This window comes from Janthinobacterium rivuli (genome assembly GCF_009208735.1).
In the GTDB taxonomy this organism is placed as follows: Bacteria; Pseudomonadota; Gammaproteobacteria; order Burkholderiales; family Burkholderiaceae_D; genus Janthinobacterium.
This window is the reverse complement of record NZ_WFLJ01000006.1, coordinates 1-16,147: the sequence shown is the minus strand read 5'-3', so window position 1 is coordinate 16,147 and position 16,147 is coordinate 1. Positions and strand designations below refer to the sequence as shown.

The 16,147-nt window shown below is 62.1% G+C and carries 13 protein-coding genes and 1 rRNA gene; 9 read left to right on the top strand and 5 right to left on the bottom strand.

Features of this window, described 5'->3' with window-relative positions; genetic code table 11:
- Positions 1–15: 15 nt before the first annotated feature.
- The 4 genes from GCN78_RS09115 to GCN78_RS09100 all read right to left on the bottom strand — a co-directional run bounded on the left by GCN78_RS09115 (position 16) and on the right by GCN78_RS09100 (position 4,936).
- Positions 16–1,638 (bottom strand): carboxyl transferase domain-containing protein, encoded by a 1,623-nt coding sequence (locus tag GCN78_RS09115; protein ID WP_152251440.1) that lies wholly within the window; start codon positions 1,636–1,638, stop codon positions 16–18.
- A 40-nt stretch (positions 1,639–1,678) separates the two neighbouring features.
- Positions 1,679–2,131 (bottom strand): YchJ family protein, encoded by a 453-nt coding sequence (locus GCN78_RS09110; RefSeq protein WP_152251439.1) that lies wholly within the window; start codon positions 2,129–2,131, stop codon positions 1,679–1,681.
- An 80-nt stretch (positions 2,132–2,211) separates the two neighbouring features.
- On the bottom strand, positions 2,212–3,498 hold the full coding sequence (locus GCN78_RS09105; protein ID WP_152251438.1) for a D-amino acid dehydrogenase: 1,287 nt from the start codon (positions 3,496–3,498) through the stop codon (positions 2,212–2,214).
- Positions 3,499–3,589: 91 nt separating this feature from the next.
- Positions 3,590–4,936 carry a serine hydrolase domain-containing protein gene (locus tag GCN78_RS09100; RefSeq protein ID WP_226939548.1) on the bottom strand — a complete coding sequence of 449 codons (1,347 nt, stop codon included), beginning with the start codon at positions 4,934–4,936 and terminating at the stop codon, positions 3,590–3,592.
- Positions 4,937–5,163: 227 nt separating this feature from the next.
- On the opposite strand from GCN78_RS09100, the gene GCN78_RS09095 reads away from it, so the two are divergent.
- The 8 genes from GCN78_RS09095 to GCN78_RS09060 all read left to right on the top strand — a co-directional run bounded on the left by GCN78_RS09095 (position 5,164) and on the right by GCN78_RS09060 (position 14,021).
- Positions 5,164–5,904, top strand: coding sequence for a GntR family transcriptional regulator (locus GCN78_RS09095; protein ID WP_096232721.1), 741 nt, complete (start codon positions 5,164–5,166; stop codon positions 5,902–5,904).
- 672 nt (positions 5,905–6,576) lie between these two features.
- Positions 6,577–7,458, top strand: coding sequence for an N-acetylmuramic acid 6-phosphate etherase (locus GCN78_RS09090; RefSeq protein ID WP_152251437.1), 882 nt, complete (start codon positions 6,577–6,579; stop codon positions 7,456–7,458).
- Positions 7,459–7,503: 45 nt separating this feature from the next.
- A complete protein-coding gene (locus tag GCN78_RS09085; protein ID WP_152251436.1) occupies positions 7,504–8,802 on the top strand; it encodes an MFS transporter in 1,299 nt (432 codons plus the stop codon).
- A gap of 91 nt (positions 8,803–8,893) precedes the next feature.
- Positions 8,894–10,555: a glycoside hydrolase family 10 protein gene (locus GCN78_RS09080; RefSeq protein WP_152251435.1), complete on the top strand. Its 1,662-nt coding sequence runs from the start codon at positions 8,894–8,896 to the stop codon at positions 10,553–10,555.
- Positions 10,556–10,642: 87 nt separating this feature from the next.
- Complete coding sequence (locus GCN78_RS09075) at positions 10,643–11,590, top strand: BadF/BadG/BcrA/BcrD ATPase family protein (protein WP_226939547.1); 948 nt, start codon at positions 10,643–10,645, stop codon at positions 11,588–11,590.
- A 30-nt stretch (positions 11,591–11,620) separates the two neighbouring features.
- The gene (locus GCN78_RS09070; RefSeq protein ID WP_152251433.1) at positions 11,621–12,421 is read left to right on the top strand and encodes an N-acetylmuramoyl-L-alanine amidase; all 801 of its coding nucleotides are present in this window, start codon (positions 11,621–11,623) and stop codon (positions 12,419–12,421) included.
- Between the two features lie 83 nt (positions 12,422–12,504).
- Positions 12,505–13,407: a LysR family transcriptional regulator gene (locus GCN78_RS09065; protein WP_152251432.1), complete on the top strand. Its 903-nt coding sequence runs from the start codon at positions 12,505–12,507 to the stop codon at positions 13,405–13,407.
- The gene (locus GCN78_RS09060) at positions 13,407–14,021 is read left to right on the top strand and encodes a M15 family metallopeptidase (protein WP_152251431.1); all 615 of its coding nucleotides are present in this window, start codon (positions 13,407–13,409) and stop codon (positions 14,019–14,021) included. Before GCN78_RS09065 ends, GCN78_RS09060 begins: the two co-directional genes overlap by 1 nt.
- On the opposite strand, the gene GCN78_RS09055 is transcribed toward GCN78_RS09060, so the two are convergent.
- On the bottom strand, positions 14,022–15,401 hold the full coding sequence (locus tag GCN78_RS09055) for a sodium-dependent transporter (RefSeq protein ID WP_152251430.1): 1,380 nt from the start codon (positions 15,399–15,401) through the stop codon (positions 14,022–14,024).
- A gap of 486 nt (positions 15,402–15,887) precedes the next feature.
- Here GCN78_RS09055 and GCN78_RS09050 point away from each other — a divergent pair.
- Positions 15,888–16,147 (top strand): 16S ribosomal RNA (locus GCN78_RS09050); the annotation flags it as partial.

Genomic DNA, 16,147 nt, shown 5'->3' with positions numbered 1-16,147 from the left:
CTCCCTGAATGCCGCTTACATGCGGAACACGCCGAACTTCGTGTCCGGGATTTCCGCGTTGAGCGCCGCCGACAGGCCCAGGCCCAGCACCATGCGCGTGTCGGCCGGGTCGATCACGCCATCGTCCCACAGGCGCGCGGTGGCGTAATACGGGTGGCCCTGGTGTTCGTATTGCTCCTTGATCGGCTGCTTGAAGGCCGCTTCCTCGTCCGCGCTCCACTGCCCGCCCTTGCCTTCGATGCCGTCGCGCTTGACGGTGGCCAGCACGGAAGCCGCCTGGTCGCCGCCCATGACGGAAATGCGCGCATTCGGCCACATCCACATGAAACGGGGGGAAAAGGCGCGGCCGCACATGCCGTAATTGCCGGCGCCGAAGCTGCCGCCAATGATGACGGTGAACTTCGGCACGCTAGCCGTGGCCACGGCCGTCACCATCTTGGCGCCATTGCGGGCGATGCCCTCGTTTTCATACTTGCGGCCCACCATGAAGCCCGTGATGTTTTGCAGGAAGACGAGCGGGATCTTGCGCTGGCAGCACAATTCGATGAAATGCGTGCCTTTCAGGGCCGATTCGGAGAACAGGATGCCGTTGTTGGCGATGATGCCGACTTTGACGCCATAGATATGCGCGAAACCGCAGATCAGCGTGGTGCCGTAGCGGGCCTTGAATTCGTCGAAATCGCTGCCGTCGACGATACGCGCGATCACCTCGTGCACGTCGAACGGTTTGCGCGTGTCGACGGGGATCACGCCATACAGTTCCTGCGTCGGGTATTTCGGCTCGACGGACTCGCGCAAGGCCATCTGCTGCGGTTTTGTACGGTTCAGGTTCGAGACGATGGTGCGCGCCAGCGACAGCGCGTGCAGGTCATTTTGCGCCAGGTGGTCGACCACGCCGGACAAACGCGTGTGCACGTCGCCGCCGCCCAGGTCTTCGGCCGTCACCACTTCGCCCGTCGCCGCTTTCACCAGCGGCGGGCCGCCGAGGAAAATCGTGCCCTGTTCCTTGACGATGATCGATTCGTCGCTCATGGCCGGCACGTAGGCGCCGCCCGCCGTGCAAGAGCCCATCACGACGGCGATCTGCGGGATGCCTTTGGCCGACAGGTTCGCCTGGTTGTAGAAGATGCGGCCGAAATGGTCGCGGTCGGGGAAGACGTCGTCCTGGTTCGGCAGGTTGGCGCCGCCCGAGTCGACCAGATAGATGCAGGGCAGGTTGTTCTGGTCGGCGATTTCCTGGGCGCGCAAATGCTTTTTCACCGTCATCGGGTAATACGTGCCGCCCTTGACGGTGGCGTCGTTGCAGACGATGACGCATTCCTGGCCCGAGACCCGGCCGATGCCGGTGATGATGCCGGCGGCGGGCGCCGCATCGACGCCGTTGGCGTCCTGGTACATGGCGTAGGCTGCCATCTGGGAAAACTCGAGGAAGGGCGTGCCGGGATCGAGCAGCATCTGCACGCGGTCGCGCGGCAGCAGTTTGCCGCGCGCCAGGTGCTTGGCGGCCGCCGCCTCGCCGCCGCCGGCCGCGATTTTCTCGACCTTGTCGCGCAGATCGTCGACGATGGCTTGCATGGCCGCGGCATTGGCCTTGAAATCTTCACTGCGCGGATTGAGTTTGCTTTCGATGTGCGGCATTGCGGTTCCTTTTTATTATCGCCCGGTCTCTCGGGTCGCGCTATTCGGGAAAACTGCCGTCGAGATAAAACCAGCGCAGCGCGCCATCACCGCCCTCGCCCGCCTCGCGCACGAAGCGGCTCACTTCATGCAGGCGGTGCGCGCGGCCGTTGACCTTGTAGCGGGCCACGAATTCGACGGTGTCGCGGTTCATCTCTTCGGTTTGATCTGCTGATTCTGCTTTACGTTGACGTAAACGTAAAGCAGATTTTACCTCAAGTCCCAGCCAGTGAACTTTTTCTTCTTCGGCAAACAAGGCATCGGCGGGACGGGTGCTGGCATGCCAGGTGGCCCTCAGATAGGGCTCGTCGCGCAAGGTGAACGCCGTGTAGCGCGAGCGCATCAGGGCTTCGGCCGTGGGCGGCAAGGCATCGCCCGCGATGTACGGGCCGCAGCAGCTGGCGTAGGAGGCGCCGCCACAGGGGCAGGCGGCAGATGTCGAGGGTGTGGGCATGCGGTAGCGGATAGGGGAACAGGAAAGTTCCGCAATTATCCGCCATATCGGCGGTGGCGCGTGCGCGCCGCCGTGGCCTGCTATGTTTTCGGGCTGAGGAAGTCCAGCGCGAACGGCGGCGCCTTGTTTTGCATCAGGTCGGCCAGGATGCGCGCCGTGCCGGCGGCAAACGTAAAGCCCAGCGGGCCGTGGCCCACGTTGAGCCACAGATTGGCGACTTTGCTGGCGCCCACCAGCGGCGCGCTGTTCGGCGTGGCGGGGCGCAGGCCGGCCCAGGCCGTGGCCTGGTCGTAATCGGCGCCGTGCGGCATGGCTTCGCGCGCCAGCCGCGTCAGGCCGGCGATGCGGTTCCAATCGATGCTGTTGTCGGCGCCCACCATGTCGACCATGGCGGCCACGCGCAAGTCGCCGCCTATGCGCGCATACAGCACCTTGCGTTCGAAATCCGTGATGCTGATCTCGGGCGCCCGGTCTTGCGCGCGGATGGGCGCCGTCAGGCTGTAGCCTTTCAGCGGGTACAGGGGCAGGTAGATGCCCGCCGTGGCGGCCAGGTCGCGGCTCTGGATGCCGGCCGCCAGCACATAGTGATCCGCTTGCAACAGGCCCAGGCTGGTGTCGATGCCCGTGATCCTGCCCTTGTGCGTGACGAGGCGCCGCGCCTCGCCTTTCAACAGCAGCGAACAATTCGGGTGCTGCAGCAGGCGCGCTTCCAGGGCCAGGCAAAAGGCGTGGCAATCGGCCACCGCCTCGCCTTGCGTGAAGATGCCGCCGGCCAGGGCACCCTGCAAGGCGGCCAGCGCCGGTTCGCGCTGCACGGCCTCCGCAGGAGACAGCACGATGCGCGCCTCTTCCGATTCGGGCCGCGCCACGGCGCGCTGAAAGATGGCGGGCGTGCGGTAGACGATGAGTTTGCCCGCGTCACGCCAGGCATACGCTTGCGGCGGCACGCTCAATTCCAGCTGCGCCATGCCGGCGCGGCTCCATTCTCCCAGTTGCAGCAGCTTGGCCGTCGTGCGGGCATTGCTGGCGGCATTGCAATTGCGCAGGAAACTGGCCATCCAGCGCCATTGGCGCCAGTCCGCTTCGGGCCGGAAGCGCAGCGGACCATCTTTCTGCAGCAGCCACTGCAGGGCCTTGAAGGGCACGCCCGCGTCCGCCAGCGGCGCCACATAGCGATAGCTGAGCTGGCCGCCATTGCGGTAGCTGGCGGCGATCGCCACCTGTTCATTGCGTTCCAGTAAGGTGACCTTGTAGCCGGCCTCGGCCAGCCACCAGGCCGATGTCAGACCGACGACGCCGCCGCCGATGATGATGACTTGTTGCTGCATGTTGCCTCGCTGCGTTGCGCTCCCATGGTGCGGGAGCATTCGGGAAGAGCTTAGAGGCTGGCCGGTCGGGGAGCCAATGAAACATCATGGTGCAGCCATAACTTTCAGGAATGCACTGTTTCAGTGCAAACTATTCATGCTTGTCAATCGCACCACGGTATAGGGTGGTGAGTATCAATTCCTCGCTGCGCCCCATGGCGGAATACGTGCCCGGATAGCGCTCCGGATCGCTGCCCGTGCCGCCCACCAGCATCACCATGCCGTTCTTGTTCTTCACATCGAGCACGAAGGCGGAGACGAGGCCATACGCGTCGCCCAGGTGGCCGACGGCCGTGAAGCTGGCGCCCTCGACCAGGCCGTTGCCCTGCCCCGCCTGCGCATCGAATTGCTGGTTGCCCAGGCCCCAGGTGCGGTACAGGCCCCGCTCGCTGTCGCCATTGTGGGCATCGGGCGCCAACTGCCATTGGCGGCCAAACATCAGGGCGATGCTGGCCGGCTGCAAGAGTTGTTTACCCTGGTGGCGGCCACCGTCGAGCAGCATCTGCATGACCGTGCCCAGTCCCGCGGCGGAAATGCGCAAGCCGCCCGTGGGACTGAAGACGGTGGCGTTGCTGCCGATCACATACCGTTCGAGGCCGGCCGGCGCGGCGGGTGGACGCTGGTGAAAATCGTCGACCTGGGCGATCCAGGGGCTTGCTGGCCGCCACTGTTCCGTGTCCAGCGTGCGCTTGCGGTACAGGGTGGCCGTGTTCGCCACCTCGTCCGCCGAGAAGGCCGCCGGATGGTAGCCGCCGCGCACGTCGAGGGGATCGAGCAGCAGGCGCCGCATCAGCAAGTCGAAGCGCTCGCCCGTGACTTTTTCCATCACGGTGCCGATCACGCCCCAGTTCAGGTTGGAATATGTAAAGTAACTGCCGGGCGCCGCGGCGTGATCCCACATGCTGTCGCCGCCGGCTGTAAACACGTCGCGCAGGCTGCGCTCGGGGCCCCAGGCGTAGCCGCCCGTGTCGCGCAAGGACGAAGTGTGGCTGAGCAGGCTGCGCAGGGTCACGGCTTGTTGGGGAAAGTGCGGGTTGCGCAGGGAAAAGCCCAGATAGATGCCCACGTCCTGGTCCAGGCTCAGCTTGCCCTGCTCGACCAGCCGCATCAGGCCCAGCGTGGTCATCATCTTCGAGACGGAAGCGATGCGGAACAGGGTGGCCGGCGTCACGGGCAAGCTGTCCGCCGGCGTCGCGCCGATGTGCCGGTAGCCGAATTGTTGTTGATACGACACCTTGCCCTGGCGGATGGCCAGCACGGACAGGCTGGCCAGCGGATGCACGGGGTCGTCGACGATGGCGGCCAGCGCCGCATCGAGCGCGCGCTGCTGGTCGTGTGGCCCGCGCAGCTCAGTGCCGCTGCCGGGCGGGGCGGCCAAGGCGGTCCAGGTCGTCCCCAGCAACAGCAAGCCCAGTAATCCCGTCATTTTGTTGATCATGCTTTCCCTGTGTCATGGTGGATGGACGCCTTGCCAGCATAGGGCGGGATGCTTGACGACGCTAATGAAAATTGCTTATTTATCTATAATGCAAAGCTATACGTACGGTAAAACATCGTTTTTTTAAGTGTATAACCGTTATTTATGGTCATTTTCCATTTATTCATGGGTGGACGGGCTACGCGCAAGCGCCATCGCTATTACACTAGGAGGACAAGGAGAACTGTATGAGCCAGACCAGCGTAGAACTCAAGGTCGATTTAAATGACAATTCGCCTTTATATATGCAGATCGCCCGCAAGCTGAGCGATGACGTACGCAACGGCCGCTACCAGGTAGACCAGGCCCTGCCCTCTGAACGTACCCTGTCCGAACTGCTTGACGTATCGCGCGTGACTGCCCGCAAGGCCATCGACCAGCTCGTCGAGCAAGGCCTCGTCGTGCGCCGCCGTGGTTCGGGCAACTATATTGCCCCGCGCATCGAGCAGCCGCTGTCGAACCTGTCGAGCTTTTCCGAGCAGTTGCAGCAGCGCGGCTACCGTCCCGGCTCGCGCTGGCTCAAGCGCGAAGTCGTCATCGCCAGCAGCGATGAACAGCTGAGCCTGGGGCTGGCGCAGAATACGAAAGTGGCCCGGCTGGAGCGCTTGCGCCTGGCCGACGACGTGGTGATGGCGTATGAGGTGAGTGTGCTGCCCTTCAGCGTGGTGCCGGACCCGGCCGCCATGGGCGATTCGCTGTATGAATACTTGAGCAGCATCAAGAAGGCCCCCGTGCGCGCCTTGCAGCACATCCGCGCCATGAATGCGACGGACGTGCTGGCCAAGCAGCTGGGCATCCCCGATGGCCAGGCCGTGCTGTTCATCACGCGCATCGCTTACCTGGAGTCGGGCGAAGCGGTGGAACTGACGCATTCGTATTGCCGCAGCGATCATTACGACTTCGTCGCGGAAATGCGTCGCGCGCCATAAAGTTACTGCTCGAGCAGGCGGATCATGGATTCCGCCACGCCGACGGACGACTCCCAGCTCATGCCGGTCACTAAGTAGGTCGCAATAAATTATTGTGATTTCTGACTTCCATAACCGGCGCCCTGCGGCGTTGCCCGCTGCTGGCAGTGCCCGCACTGCGTCGCATCGGGCGCCTTGCAGCGCATCCGGCTCTGTTCGTCATAACTTCACAATTCCGCCGAAAAGGGATAGGCCTTGTATACCGGCGATTCCTTGTTGAGAAACGCATGATCTTGCAGGGAGTGGCAAGACGTCCGTTGAGTGCTGATAAGAGTATGGCTTCACAGGAAGGTGGCGCCAGCGAGGAGCGGTTCTACAACATTGATGGCGACTCTTTCGTGCTTCGGTACCAGGACGTGAAGACTCTTAACGTTCAGTACGTGAAGCTAACTACCGCCGAGCCGGCGGCTGAAATGTAAGGCAAAGCGGTTGTTCCTGGCCACGTGATCCCTACGAGCTCGCTGGTGCGGCATATACTGTCGACAGCAGGGTACTGGCTGTATTGGGATTTGGCACAAACAGGTTGCCCCTGCACGACCCATAAGCTCCCGTTATGCCCGCCCGCCAAGCTTTCATGGTTGATCTCGCTCGTTGGTATTAAACTGGTTTCACCTTCAACCATGTACTGAAATCATGTTGAAAACTGAAACCCCGAGCCGGCGGCATCCGGATCTGGACCTGTATCCCGTGGAGCAACTGGTGGCGGCGCTGGTCGATGACCAGTTCTGGGCCGTCGAAGCCGTGCGGCTGGCGTCGCCCGACATCGCCGCCGCCATCACGGCCGCCCTGCCCCGCATCGCGGCCGGCGGACGCCTGCTGTATGTGGGTGCGGGCACGTCGGGACGCCTGGGCGTACTCGACAGCGTTGAATTGAACCCCACGTTTTCCTGGCCGCCCGAGCGGGCCGTCGCCATCCTGGCCGGCGGCGCGGGCGCCATGTTTGTGGCCGTCGAAGGTGCGGAAGATGATTTACAGCAAGGCGAGGCGGACTTGCTGGCCCTGCAGCCGCAGATCAACGACGTGGTGATCCTGCTGGCCGCGTCCGGCGCCACGCCCTACGTGCTGGGCGCCCTGCTGGCCGCGCGCAAGGCCGGCGCCTTGACCATCGGCATCGCCAACAATGTGGATGCGCCCGTGGCGCACGAGGCGCAATGCGGCATCGTGCTCGACACAGGCGCGGAAGTCATTTCCGGCAGCACGCGTTTGAAAGCGGGCACGGCGCAAAAAATCACCTTGAACACGATTTCCAGCGCCTTGATGGTCGGTTTGCACAAGACGTACGGAAACTTGATGGTAGACTTGAAGCCGACCAACGCCAAGCTGATCTGGCGGGCGGTGCGTCTGACCATGCATGCCACCGGCGCCAGCGAAGTGCAGGCCAAGGCCGTGCTGGAGCAATGCCACTATCACGTCAAGGTGGCGATTGTTGCCTTGATAAAAAAAATCAACACAAACCAGGCACAGGCATTGTTGGCCGGCGCGGACGGCAGTGTGCGGGCGGCACTGGCGGCGTGATCCGATGGCGCGGCATTCTTCTGTCTGGGAGACAAAGAAGGATGTATGGAGCTAGTGAAACAAACCGCTGCGGCGCGCGCGAAAACCCCGTGGCTGTGGATCCCTTCCCTGTATTTCGGCCAGGGCATCCCCTATGTCGTGGTCATGACCTTGTCCGTGATCATGTACAAGAACTACGGTTTTTCCAATACGGATATCGCGCTGTATACCAGTTGGCTGTACTTGCCGTGGGTCATCAAACCCCTGTGGTCGCCCTTCATCGACATGTACCGCACCAAGCGCTTCTGGATCGTCGGCTTGCAGCTGGTGATCGGCGCCGCGCTGGCGCTGGTGGCCCTGACGACGTCGCTGCCCCACTTTTTCCAGATCAGCCTGGCCATCTTCTGGCTGATGGCCTTCAGTTCCGCCACGCATGACATTGCCGCCGACGGCTTTTATATGTTGGGCCTGGAAGAGCACCAGCAGGCAGCCTTCGTTGGCGTGCGCAGCACGTTTTACCGCCTGGCGATGATCGCCGGCCAGGGCGGCCTCGTGTATCTGGCCGGCTACCTGACGCATGCGACGGGCAATGTGCAGCTGGCCTGGTCCGTCGTGTTCGCCATTTTGGCGGGCCTGTTCATCGCCCTCTTCCTGTATCACTATTTTGTCTTGCCCAAGCCTGCGGAGGATCGCCCCAGCATCCAGGACGCCGGTATTTCTCCGTTGCAAGAATTCATCGCCACCTTTGCCGCCTTCTTCAAGAAGAAGGATATTTTCGTCATCCTGGGCTTTTTGCTGCTGTTCCGCCTGGGCGAAGCGCAACTGTTGAAGCTGGCCGCGCCCTTCCTGCTCGACCCCGTCGCCAAGGGTGGCCTGGGCCTGAGCACGGAACAGGTGGGCCTCGTCTACGGCACCATCGGCGTGATCGCCCTGACCTTGGGCGGCTTGCTGGGCGGCTTCATCATTTCCCGTTTCGGCTTGAAACGCTGTTTGTGGATCATGGTGCTGTCCGTCCACTTGCCCGACCTGGTCTTTGTTTACCTGGCCAGCGCCTTGCCCAGCAGCATCTATGTGATCGCCGGGGGCATTGCGCTGGAGCAGTTCGGCTATGGCTTCGGTTTCGCGTCCTATATGTTGTATATGATCATGGTGTCCGATGGCGCACATAAAACGGCCCATTACGCCATTTGCACGGGTTTCATGGCCCTGGGCATGATGTTGCCGGGCATGGCCAGCGGCTGGATACAGCAAATGCTCGGCTACCAGCACTTTTTCATCTGGGTGTGCATCGCCACGATTCCCGCTTTCATCATGGCCGCGCTGGTCAAGATCGATCCCGAATTCGGCAAGAAGGCCGAGGCCTGATTCTTTTGAACCGTGCGCCCGCAAGGATGGCGGGGGCACAGTAAAATGCCCGCACCGATAGACCTGCGCTTCACCACTGCAAGGAATTGTTTTGTTGACTACTTTCAAAAAACGCCTGGGCGCCACCACCGGCGTGCTGGCCGCGCTGGCCACCGCCACATTGCTCAGCAGCTGTACCAGCACCAGGATGCCTTCCGCGGTGACGCCGGGCGAAGCGGGTTTGCCGGCCGTGCCGCCCGTGCAGCACATCACGGGCGAAGTGCCGCCGGCGGCGCCGCGCGAATTTCGCGCCGCCTGGGTGTCGACGGTCGCCAATATCGACTGGCCCAGCCGCAGCAATTTGCCGGTCGCCAAGCAACAAGCCGAGGCGATCGCCATCCTCGACCGTGCCAAGTCCCTGAATCTGAACGCGATCGTGCTGCAGGTACGGCCCAGCGCCGACACGATTTACCCGTCGCAGCTGGAGCCGTGGTCGGAATATCTGACCGGCAAGCAAGGCCAGCCGCCGTTGCCCCTGTATGACCCGCTGGCCTTCTGGGTGGCGCAGGCGCATGCGCGGGGCCTGGAATTGCACGCCTGGTTCAACCCCTATCGCGCCCGCCACGCGACGGCCAAGTCGCCGCTGGCGCGCGACAGTTTCGCGTCCACCAATCCGGCATCCGTCAAGCAATACGGCCGCTACCTGTGGATGGATCCGGGCGACGCCGCCGCCTCCAAGCACACGACGGACGTGGTGCTCGACGTGGTGCGCCGCTACGATATCGATGGCGTGCACATCGACGATTACTTTTATCCGTATCCGATCGATGCGCCTGGCGCCGGTGCGGGCGCCGAAACAGCCGCGCTGGACGCGGGCAATGGCGGCGCCAAGCGCGAACTGCCGTTTCCTGATGAGCCTTCCTGGCAGCAATATCTGCTGGCCGGCGGCCAACTGGACCGCGCTTCCTGGCGTCGCCAGAACGTCAACCAGCTGATCGAAGCGTTATACACAGGTATCCACCGGGAAAAGAGCTGGGTGCGCTTCGGCATCAGCCCGTTCGGCATCGGCCGTCCCGACCGCCGCCCTGCCGGCATCGTCGGCTTCAGCCAGTACGATAAATTGTATGCGGATGCGGAACTGTGGCTGGCCAAGGGCTGGCTCGATTATCTGTCGCCGCAGCTGTACTGGCCCGTGGCGCAGGCGCCGCAAGCGTTTGGCGTACTGCTCGACTACTGGCTGGCGCAAAACCCGTATGGCCGCCACGTGTGGCCGGGTTTGTATACGAGCCGCATCGACAATTCCGCCAAGTCTTTCACGCCGCAAGAGATCATCAAGCAGATCGAAGTGACGCGCACGCGCCCCGGCGCGAATGGCCAGGTACATTTCAGCATGGTGCCCCTGATGCAGAACCGCAAGGGTGTCAGCGAGCAACTCAAGGCGACCGTGTATCAAAGCCCTGCCCTGATTCCCGCCACGCCGTGGCTGGGCAAGGAAGCACCGGGTACGCCCGTGTTGGCGCTGCGCCGCGATTCCACCAGCCTGAACGTCAAGTTGACGGCGGGCGGCGGCAAAGCCGTGGCGCAATATGCCGTCTGGGCCCGCTACGGCGAAGACTGGCGCTTTAGCGTGGTCACGGGCATGCAAAGCGAGCTGACCCTGGTTGATGATGCCGTTGGTAAAGTCAACGCGGTGGTGGTCAGCGCCGTGGATCGCCTCGGCAATGAAAGCCCCCGCGTCACCGTGCGCGCACCGTTTATGGCCCCCGCCCAGTAATGGATCACCGCTAGTCCATAACCTGCAGGCATGAAACATGCGCAAGCTTTCATGCCTGCCAGCTCCGCTTGGCTTTACACTCATGCCATGATTTCCATCCCTGCAAGCAATACTGACACCGCCGTGCTCGGACTGGGCATCGACGCGGGCGGCACGCAGACGCGCTGGGCCCTAGCCAACGTCGGCGGCGCCATCGTGGCCGACGGCGTCGTGGAAGGCTTGTCTGCCTTGCAAATGAGCAGCGATGCGGGCCGCGCAGTCGTGCACGCCACGTTTACCCGGCTGTGCCAGGCCGTGCTGGCCGTCGGCCGGCCGCGTGCCGTGGTGGCGGGCTTGACGGGCTTTGGCGGCGACGATGTTGTCTTGGCGCAAACGCTGGCCACCCTGCTGGGGCTGGACACTGCCGACGTCAGTGTCGGCAACGATATCGAGATCGCCTATCGCGACAGCTTTGAACCAGGTCAGGGCTATCTGGTCTACGCTGGTACGGGTTCGATCGCCGCCTGGATCGATGCGGATGGCGGCTTTCACCGCGCGGGCGGGCGCGGCGTGCTGCTTGACGATGGCGGCGGCGGTTACTGGATCGCGCGCGAAGCCTTGCGCCACATCTGGCGCCGCGAAGACGAGGCGCCCGGCAGTTGGCATGGGTCGCCCATGGCCCAGGCCGTGTTTGCGCAACTGGGCGGCAGCGACTGGTCGCTGTCGCGTGCCTTCATGTACGGCCAGGACCGGGGCGCCATCGGCCGGCTGGCGCTGGCTGTGGCCGCCAGTGCGGATGCCGATCCGCTGGCGCTGGACATCTTGCAGCGCGCGGGGCGGGAATTGGCAAGATTGGCGCTGGCCCTGACGGCGCGTTACGGCCCCCGTCCCGTGGTGCTGGCGGGCCGAGCGGCGCAATTGCACCCGGCCATCGCGGCTGCCATGCGCGCCGCTTTGCCTGTATCGTTGATGATGGAGCAAAAAGTTGCCCGTTCGCATGAGGCCGCGGCCAAGCTGGCGGCCCGGGCAGCCAGCCAGGACACCGGCAAAGACTGACTATTTTATTAACCCGAACATGGATCTTTCATGAAAAAAATCGCCCTCGCCCTGCTGGTGGCCCTGCTCTCCGCCTGTACCACGCCGGCGCCGCACCTCGACCACAGTTTGACGGCGCGCAGCCAGAGCCCGCGCGTGAAATTCATCGTCATCCATTACACGGTCAGCGACTTGCCCCGCTCGATCAAGATCCTGACGGAACAAGTGGTCAGCAGCCATTACTTGCTGACCGACACGGACAAGCCGAAGTTTTACGTGCTGGTCGACGAATCGCGCCAGGCCAATCACGCGGGTGTGAGTAACTGGAAGACTTATACACAGTTGAATGTCAGCTCGATCGGCATCGAGATCGTCAACCCTGGCTACAAGGACACGCCGGAAGGCCGTCTCTGGTATCCATTCCCGCAGGCGCAGATCGATGAGCTGATTCCCCTGCTGAAAGATATCCAGGCGCGCTACAACATCGCGCCGGAAAATATCCTCGGCCATAACGAGATCGCCCCGCAGCGCAAGCAGGATCCGGGTCCGCTGTTTCCCTGGCGCCAGCTGGCCGATGCGGGCCTGATCGTCTGGCCGGACGCCAATCGTGTGGCCGCGCAGCGACTCATTTTTGAGCAGCAAGTGCCGGATGCCGTCTGGTTCCAGAAGAAGCTGGCGCAGCACGGTTATGCGACGCCGAATACGGGCGTGTTCGATGAAGCGACGCGCAATGTGCTGATCGCCTTCCAGATGAAATACCGCAACACCTTGTTCGACGGCACGCCGGATGGCGAAACGGCGGCCCTGCTGGAAGTGCTGACGACACCGGCCCCAGCTGTTGCAACAAAGTAGCACGACCGTTCCAGCCCATGACTTTTTCTTATATGCTGAACGTTGACGGCCCAGGCGGCCACGGCAAGGTAAAGGAATAGCTCATGCGGCTGCGTCATATCGAAGTGTTTCACGCCATCATGCAAGTTGGCACCATCAGCGGCGCCGCCCAGGTGCTGCATATCTCGCAACCGGCCGTGACCAAGGTCTTGCAGCATTGCGAGTTGCAACTGGGCATGCCGCTGTTCGAGCGCGTGCGGGGCAAGCTGTATCCGAAGCCCGAAGCGCACCGTTTATTTGTCGAAACGGAAAAGCTCAACCGCGATTTACTGGGCATCCGTCGCCTGGCGGCCAGCCTGAAGGGCCACGCGGTGGAAACCATCCGCCTGGTGTCCACGCCCACGCTCGCCATCAGCGTCTTGCCATTCGCCATGACGGAATGGCGGCGCGACTTTCCCCATACACGTTGCCAGCTGGCCACCCACCACACGGGCGAGATCGTCAATACCTTACGCCTGGGGGAAGCGGACCTGGCCGTGTCGTTGCAAGACCCGCGCCATCCTGGCATCGTGGCCGAACCGATTGCGCAGGGCGTCATGACGGTGATCGCCCCGGCCGGCACCTGGCACGCGGCCGATTGCGGCACGCCCTTGACGGCGCATGGGCTGAATGGCGAGCTGATCGGCCATGCCGACAACGATCCGCTGGGCGAACTGGTGGTGGCCGCCTGCGAGGCGCAGGACATCCATCCCGTCTTCAGTACCGTGGTGCAGACGTATCAAATCGCCCGTTCCCTGGTGGAAGCGGGCGCCGGCATGGCCGTGGTCGACCCGTTTACGGCCGCATCCGGCTCGCCCGAGCGGCTGCAGCGACGTCCCTGGGCGCCAGCCATCCCCATCCAACTGTATTTATTGACGGCGAGCCATTCGCCGCTGTCGCATGGCGCGCGGCGCCTGGCCGACAGCATCGGCGTGGCGGCACGCAATTGCCTGGAAAGAGGAGTTTGATGTCTGTTGCAAGTTTGCAATTGGAAGCGGTCGGCAGCGATCCGCAATTTCGCCACCTGAGCAGCATCGCCGGCATCGCCGTCGACTTGCGCTATGCCACGCCCGACAATTTCGTCGGCCGCGACTTATACAGCCCCATCGATTGCGCCTGGCTGCACCGCGATGCGGCCGCCGCGCTGGAACGGGCCGTGGCGTGGCTGGCCGTGCATCGCCCCGATCACCATCTATTGGTGCTCGATGCCCTGCGCCCGCAGCGGGTGCAGCAGCAATTGTGGGATGCGCTGCAGGGAACCGAGTTGCTCGGCTATATCGCCGAACCGTCGCGCGGCTCGATCCACTCGTTCGGCATGGCGCTCGACATCACCATCGTCGGCCCGGATGGCCGGGAACTGGACATGGGTACGGGCTTCGATGATTTGAGTGAGCGCTCGCATCCGGCGCTGGAGCTGGTCTTGCTGGAAAAGGGAGAAATTACGCAGGAGCACGTGGAACACCGCCGCTTGTTGCGCGACGCCATGTTCCAGGCTGGCTTCTTCGGTATCAACAGCGAATGGTGGCATTTCGATTGCGGCGACCGGGTGCTGGTGCGCCAGACCTACACCCGGGTACTGTGATTAGAAGGCTTTCAGGCCTTTCAGCATCACGATCAGGATCAATACGGGCGAGACAAAGCGCAGCAGGAACAGCAGCACGTGCGCCAGTGTTCTGTTCTGCAATTGCCCGTGATTGCTGATCGCCTCGATGAAATGGTCCTTGCCCCAGGCCCAGCCGGTAAACAAGGCAATCGCGATGCCGCCCGCGGGCAGGAAGATATTTGACGAGACAAAGTCGAACAGATCAAACATATTCAAGTCAAACAGCTGGAAGTCCGCCAGCGTGCTGTTGCTCAGGGCGCACACGGAACCGAGCACGGCCAGCAGCAGCATGGTCACGACGGTGGCTTTGGTGCGTGTCCAGCCAAAGCGTTCATGAAAAATCACCACGGGCACCTCCATCAGCGACAGCATCGCGCCGGTGGCGGCGACGGCCGCCAGGATGAAGAACACCACCATCAGGACTTGTCCCACGGGAATTTGCGAGAACACGGCCGGGATGGTGATGAACACGAGTGACGGTCCCGCACTGGGGGCGAAGCCAAACGTGAACACGGCGGGGAAGATGGCGATACCGGCCAGCATGGACACACCGAGGTCGGCCGCCATCACGCGCAAGGTGGTGACGGGGATATTCTGGTCGTCGCGGAAATAACTGCCGTAGGTCATCATCGTGCCCATGCCGACGGACAGTTTAAAGAAGGCCAGGCCCATGGCCGTCAGCACGACGGACGCCGTCAGCTTGGAAAAATCAGGACGGAACAGAAACGCCAGGCCTTCGCCGGCCTTGTCCAGCGACAGGCTGACCGCGCACAGCAGCAGCAACAGCAGGAATAGCAGCGGCATCAGCTTCTTGGCGATCGCTTCGATGCCCTTGGTCACGCCCAGCATCAATATGCCCCCGATAAACAGCAGCACGCCCCATTGCCACAAGAGCGATTGCAATGGATTGCTGATGAGGGAGGCGAAGGCAGCTTCCGTCACCAGCTTGTCGCTGCTGAGGATGGAGCCGTCGATGGCCTTGGTAATATACGCAAACACCCAGCCCACCACCTCCGAATAGAACGCGACGATCAGGAAGGCGGCGATCATGCCGATCACCCCCACCAGCCACCAGGGCTTGCCCTTCGGTGCCAGCTGTTCCATGGTCGAGATAGGATTGACCTTGGCGCGGCGCCCCAAGGTGATTTCCGCGATCATCACGGGCAGTCCCACTAATAAGGTAGCGAGCAGATAGATGAGCAGAAAGCCGGCGCCGCCATTGGCGCCCGTCAGGTAGGGGAATTTCCAGATATTGCCGAGACCGACTGCGGAACCGAGGGTGGCGGCGAGCACGCCGAAGCCAGTGGTAAAGCCAGCTCGTTTCAGGGTCAGGCCTGATCCTTGAGCTTGTTGTTTCATGGTGAATCTTCTATGGATGGACGCGGATGTGCGTTGAGGGGGCGAAATTGTAGCAGTTGGCCGCAAATACCCGGGAAAAGCCTTGCTACTGGCGGGGCGCTTTGCTATAGTTCGCCTCCCCAATGAGACGCACTAGTTTGCGGCACAAAAGGGACGGCCTTCCGGGGCTGGGTAGTAGAAAAGAAGGAGTTGACGATTGTGCTGAAATGCTTCATACTCTTCCTTCTTCGCAGCTGACAAACACAACGCTTTGTCGATAGCGCGAAAGCAGTAACCGAATACAGTTCTTTAACAATTAACAGTCGATAAGTGTGGGCATTTGATGTAAGTGCAGCAGTGATCTTCGGATCGCTGTCAAACTTAAAATATCAAATGTTCACAAGAAATAATGAAATAGGCGCTACGAAAGTAGTGGCCTGTCAGTTTTTTGAGTGAGCGACCCATCAGCAATGATGGTGCCTGTAAAAGGGCAAAGTAACAGAGATTAAACTGAAGAGTTTGATCCTGGCTCAGATTGAACGCTGGCGGCATGCCTTACACATGCAAGTCGAACGGCAGCACGGAGCTTGCTCTGGTGGCGAGTGGCGAACGGGTGAGTAATATATCGGAACGTACCCTGGAGTGGGGGATAACGTAGCGAAAGTTACGCTAATACCGCATACGATCTAAGGATGAAAGTGGGGGATCGCAAGACCTCATGCTCGTGGAGCGGCCGATATCTGATTAGCTAGTTGGTAGGGTAAAAG

Coding starts and splice junctions, on each gene's coding strand:
- GCN78_RS09115 (WP_152251440.1), bottom strand. CDS start 1,638: ATGCCGCACATCGAAAGCAAACTCAATCCGCGCAGTGAAGATTTCAAG.
- GCN78_RS09110 (WP_152251439.1), bottom strand. CDS start 2,131: ATGCCCACACCCTCGACATCTGCCGCCTGCCCCTGTGGCGGCGCCTCC.
- GCN78_RS09105 (WP_152251438.1), bottom strand. CDS start 3,498: ATGCTCCCGCACCATGGGAGCGCAACGCAGCGAGGCAACATGCAGCAA.
- GCN78_RS09100 (WP_226939548.1), bottom strand. CDS start 4,936: ATGATCAACAAAATGACGGGATTACTGGGCTTGCTGTTGCTGGGGACG.
- GCN78_RS09095 (WP_096232721.1), top strand. CDS start 5,164: ATGAGCCAGACCAGCGTAGAACTCAAGGTCGATTTAAATGACAATTCG.
- GCN78_RS09090 (WP_152251437.1), top strand. CDS start 6,577: ATGTTGAAAACTGAAACCCCGAGCCGGCGGCATCCGGATCTGGACCTG.
- GCN78_RS09085 (WP_152251436.1), top strand. CDS start 7,504: ATGGAGCTAGTGAAACAAACCGCTGCGGCGCGCGCGAAAACCCCGTGG.
- GCN78_RS09075 (WP_226939547.1), top strand. CDS start 10,643: ATGATTTCCATCCCTGCAAGCAATACTGACACCGCCGTGCTCGGACTG.
- GCN78_RS09070 (WP_152251433.1), top strand. CDS start 11,621: ATGAAAAAAATCGCCCTCGCCCTGCTGGTGGCCCTGCTCTCCGCCTGT.
- GCN78_RS09065 (WP_152251432.1), top strand. CDS start 12,505: ATGCGGCTGCGTCATATCGAAGTGTTTCACGCCATCATGCAAGTTGGC.
- GCN78_RS09060 (WP_152251431.1), top strand. CDS start 13,407: ATGTCTGTTGCAAGTTTGCAATTGGAAGCGGTCGGCAGCGATCCGCAA.
- GCN78_RS09055 (WP_152251430.1), bottom strand. CDS start 15,401: ATGAAACAACAAGCTCAAGGATCAGGCCTGACCCTGAAACGAGCTGGC.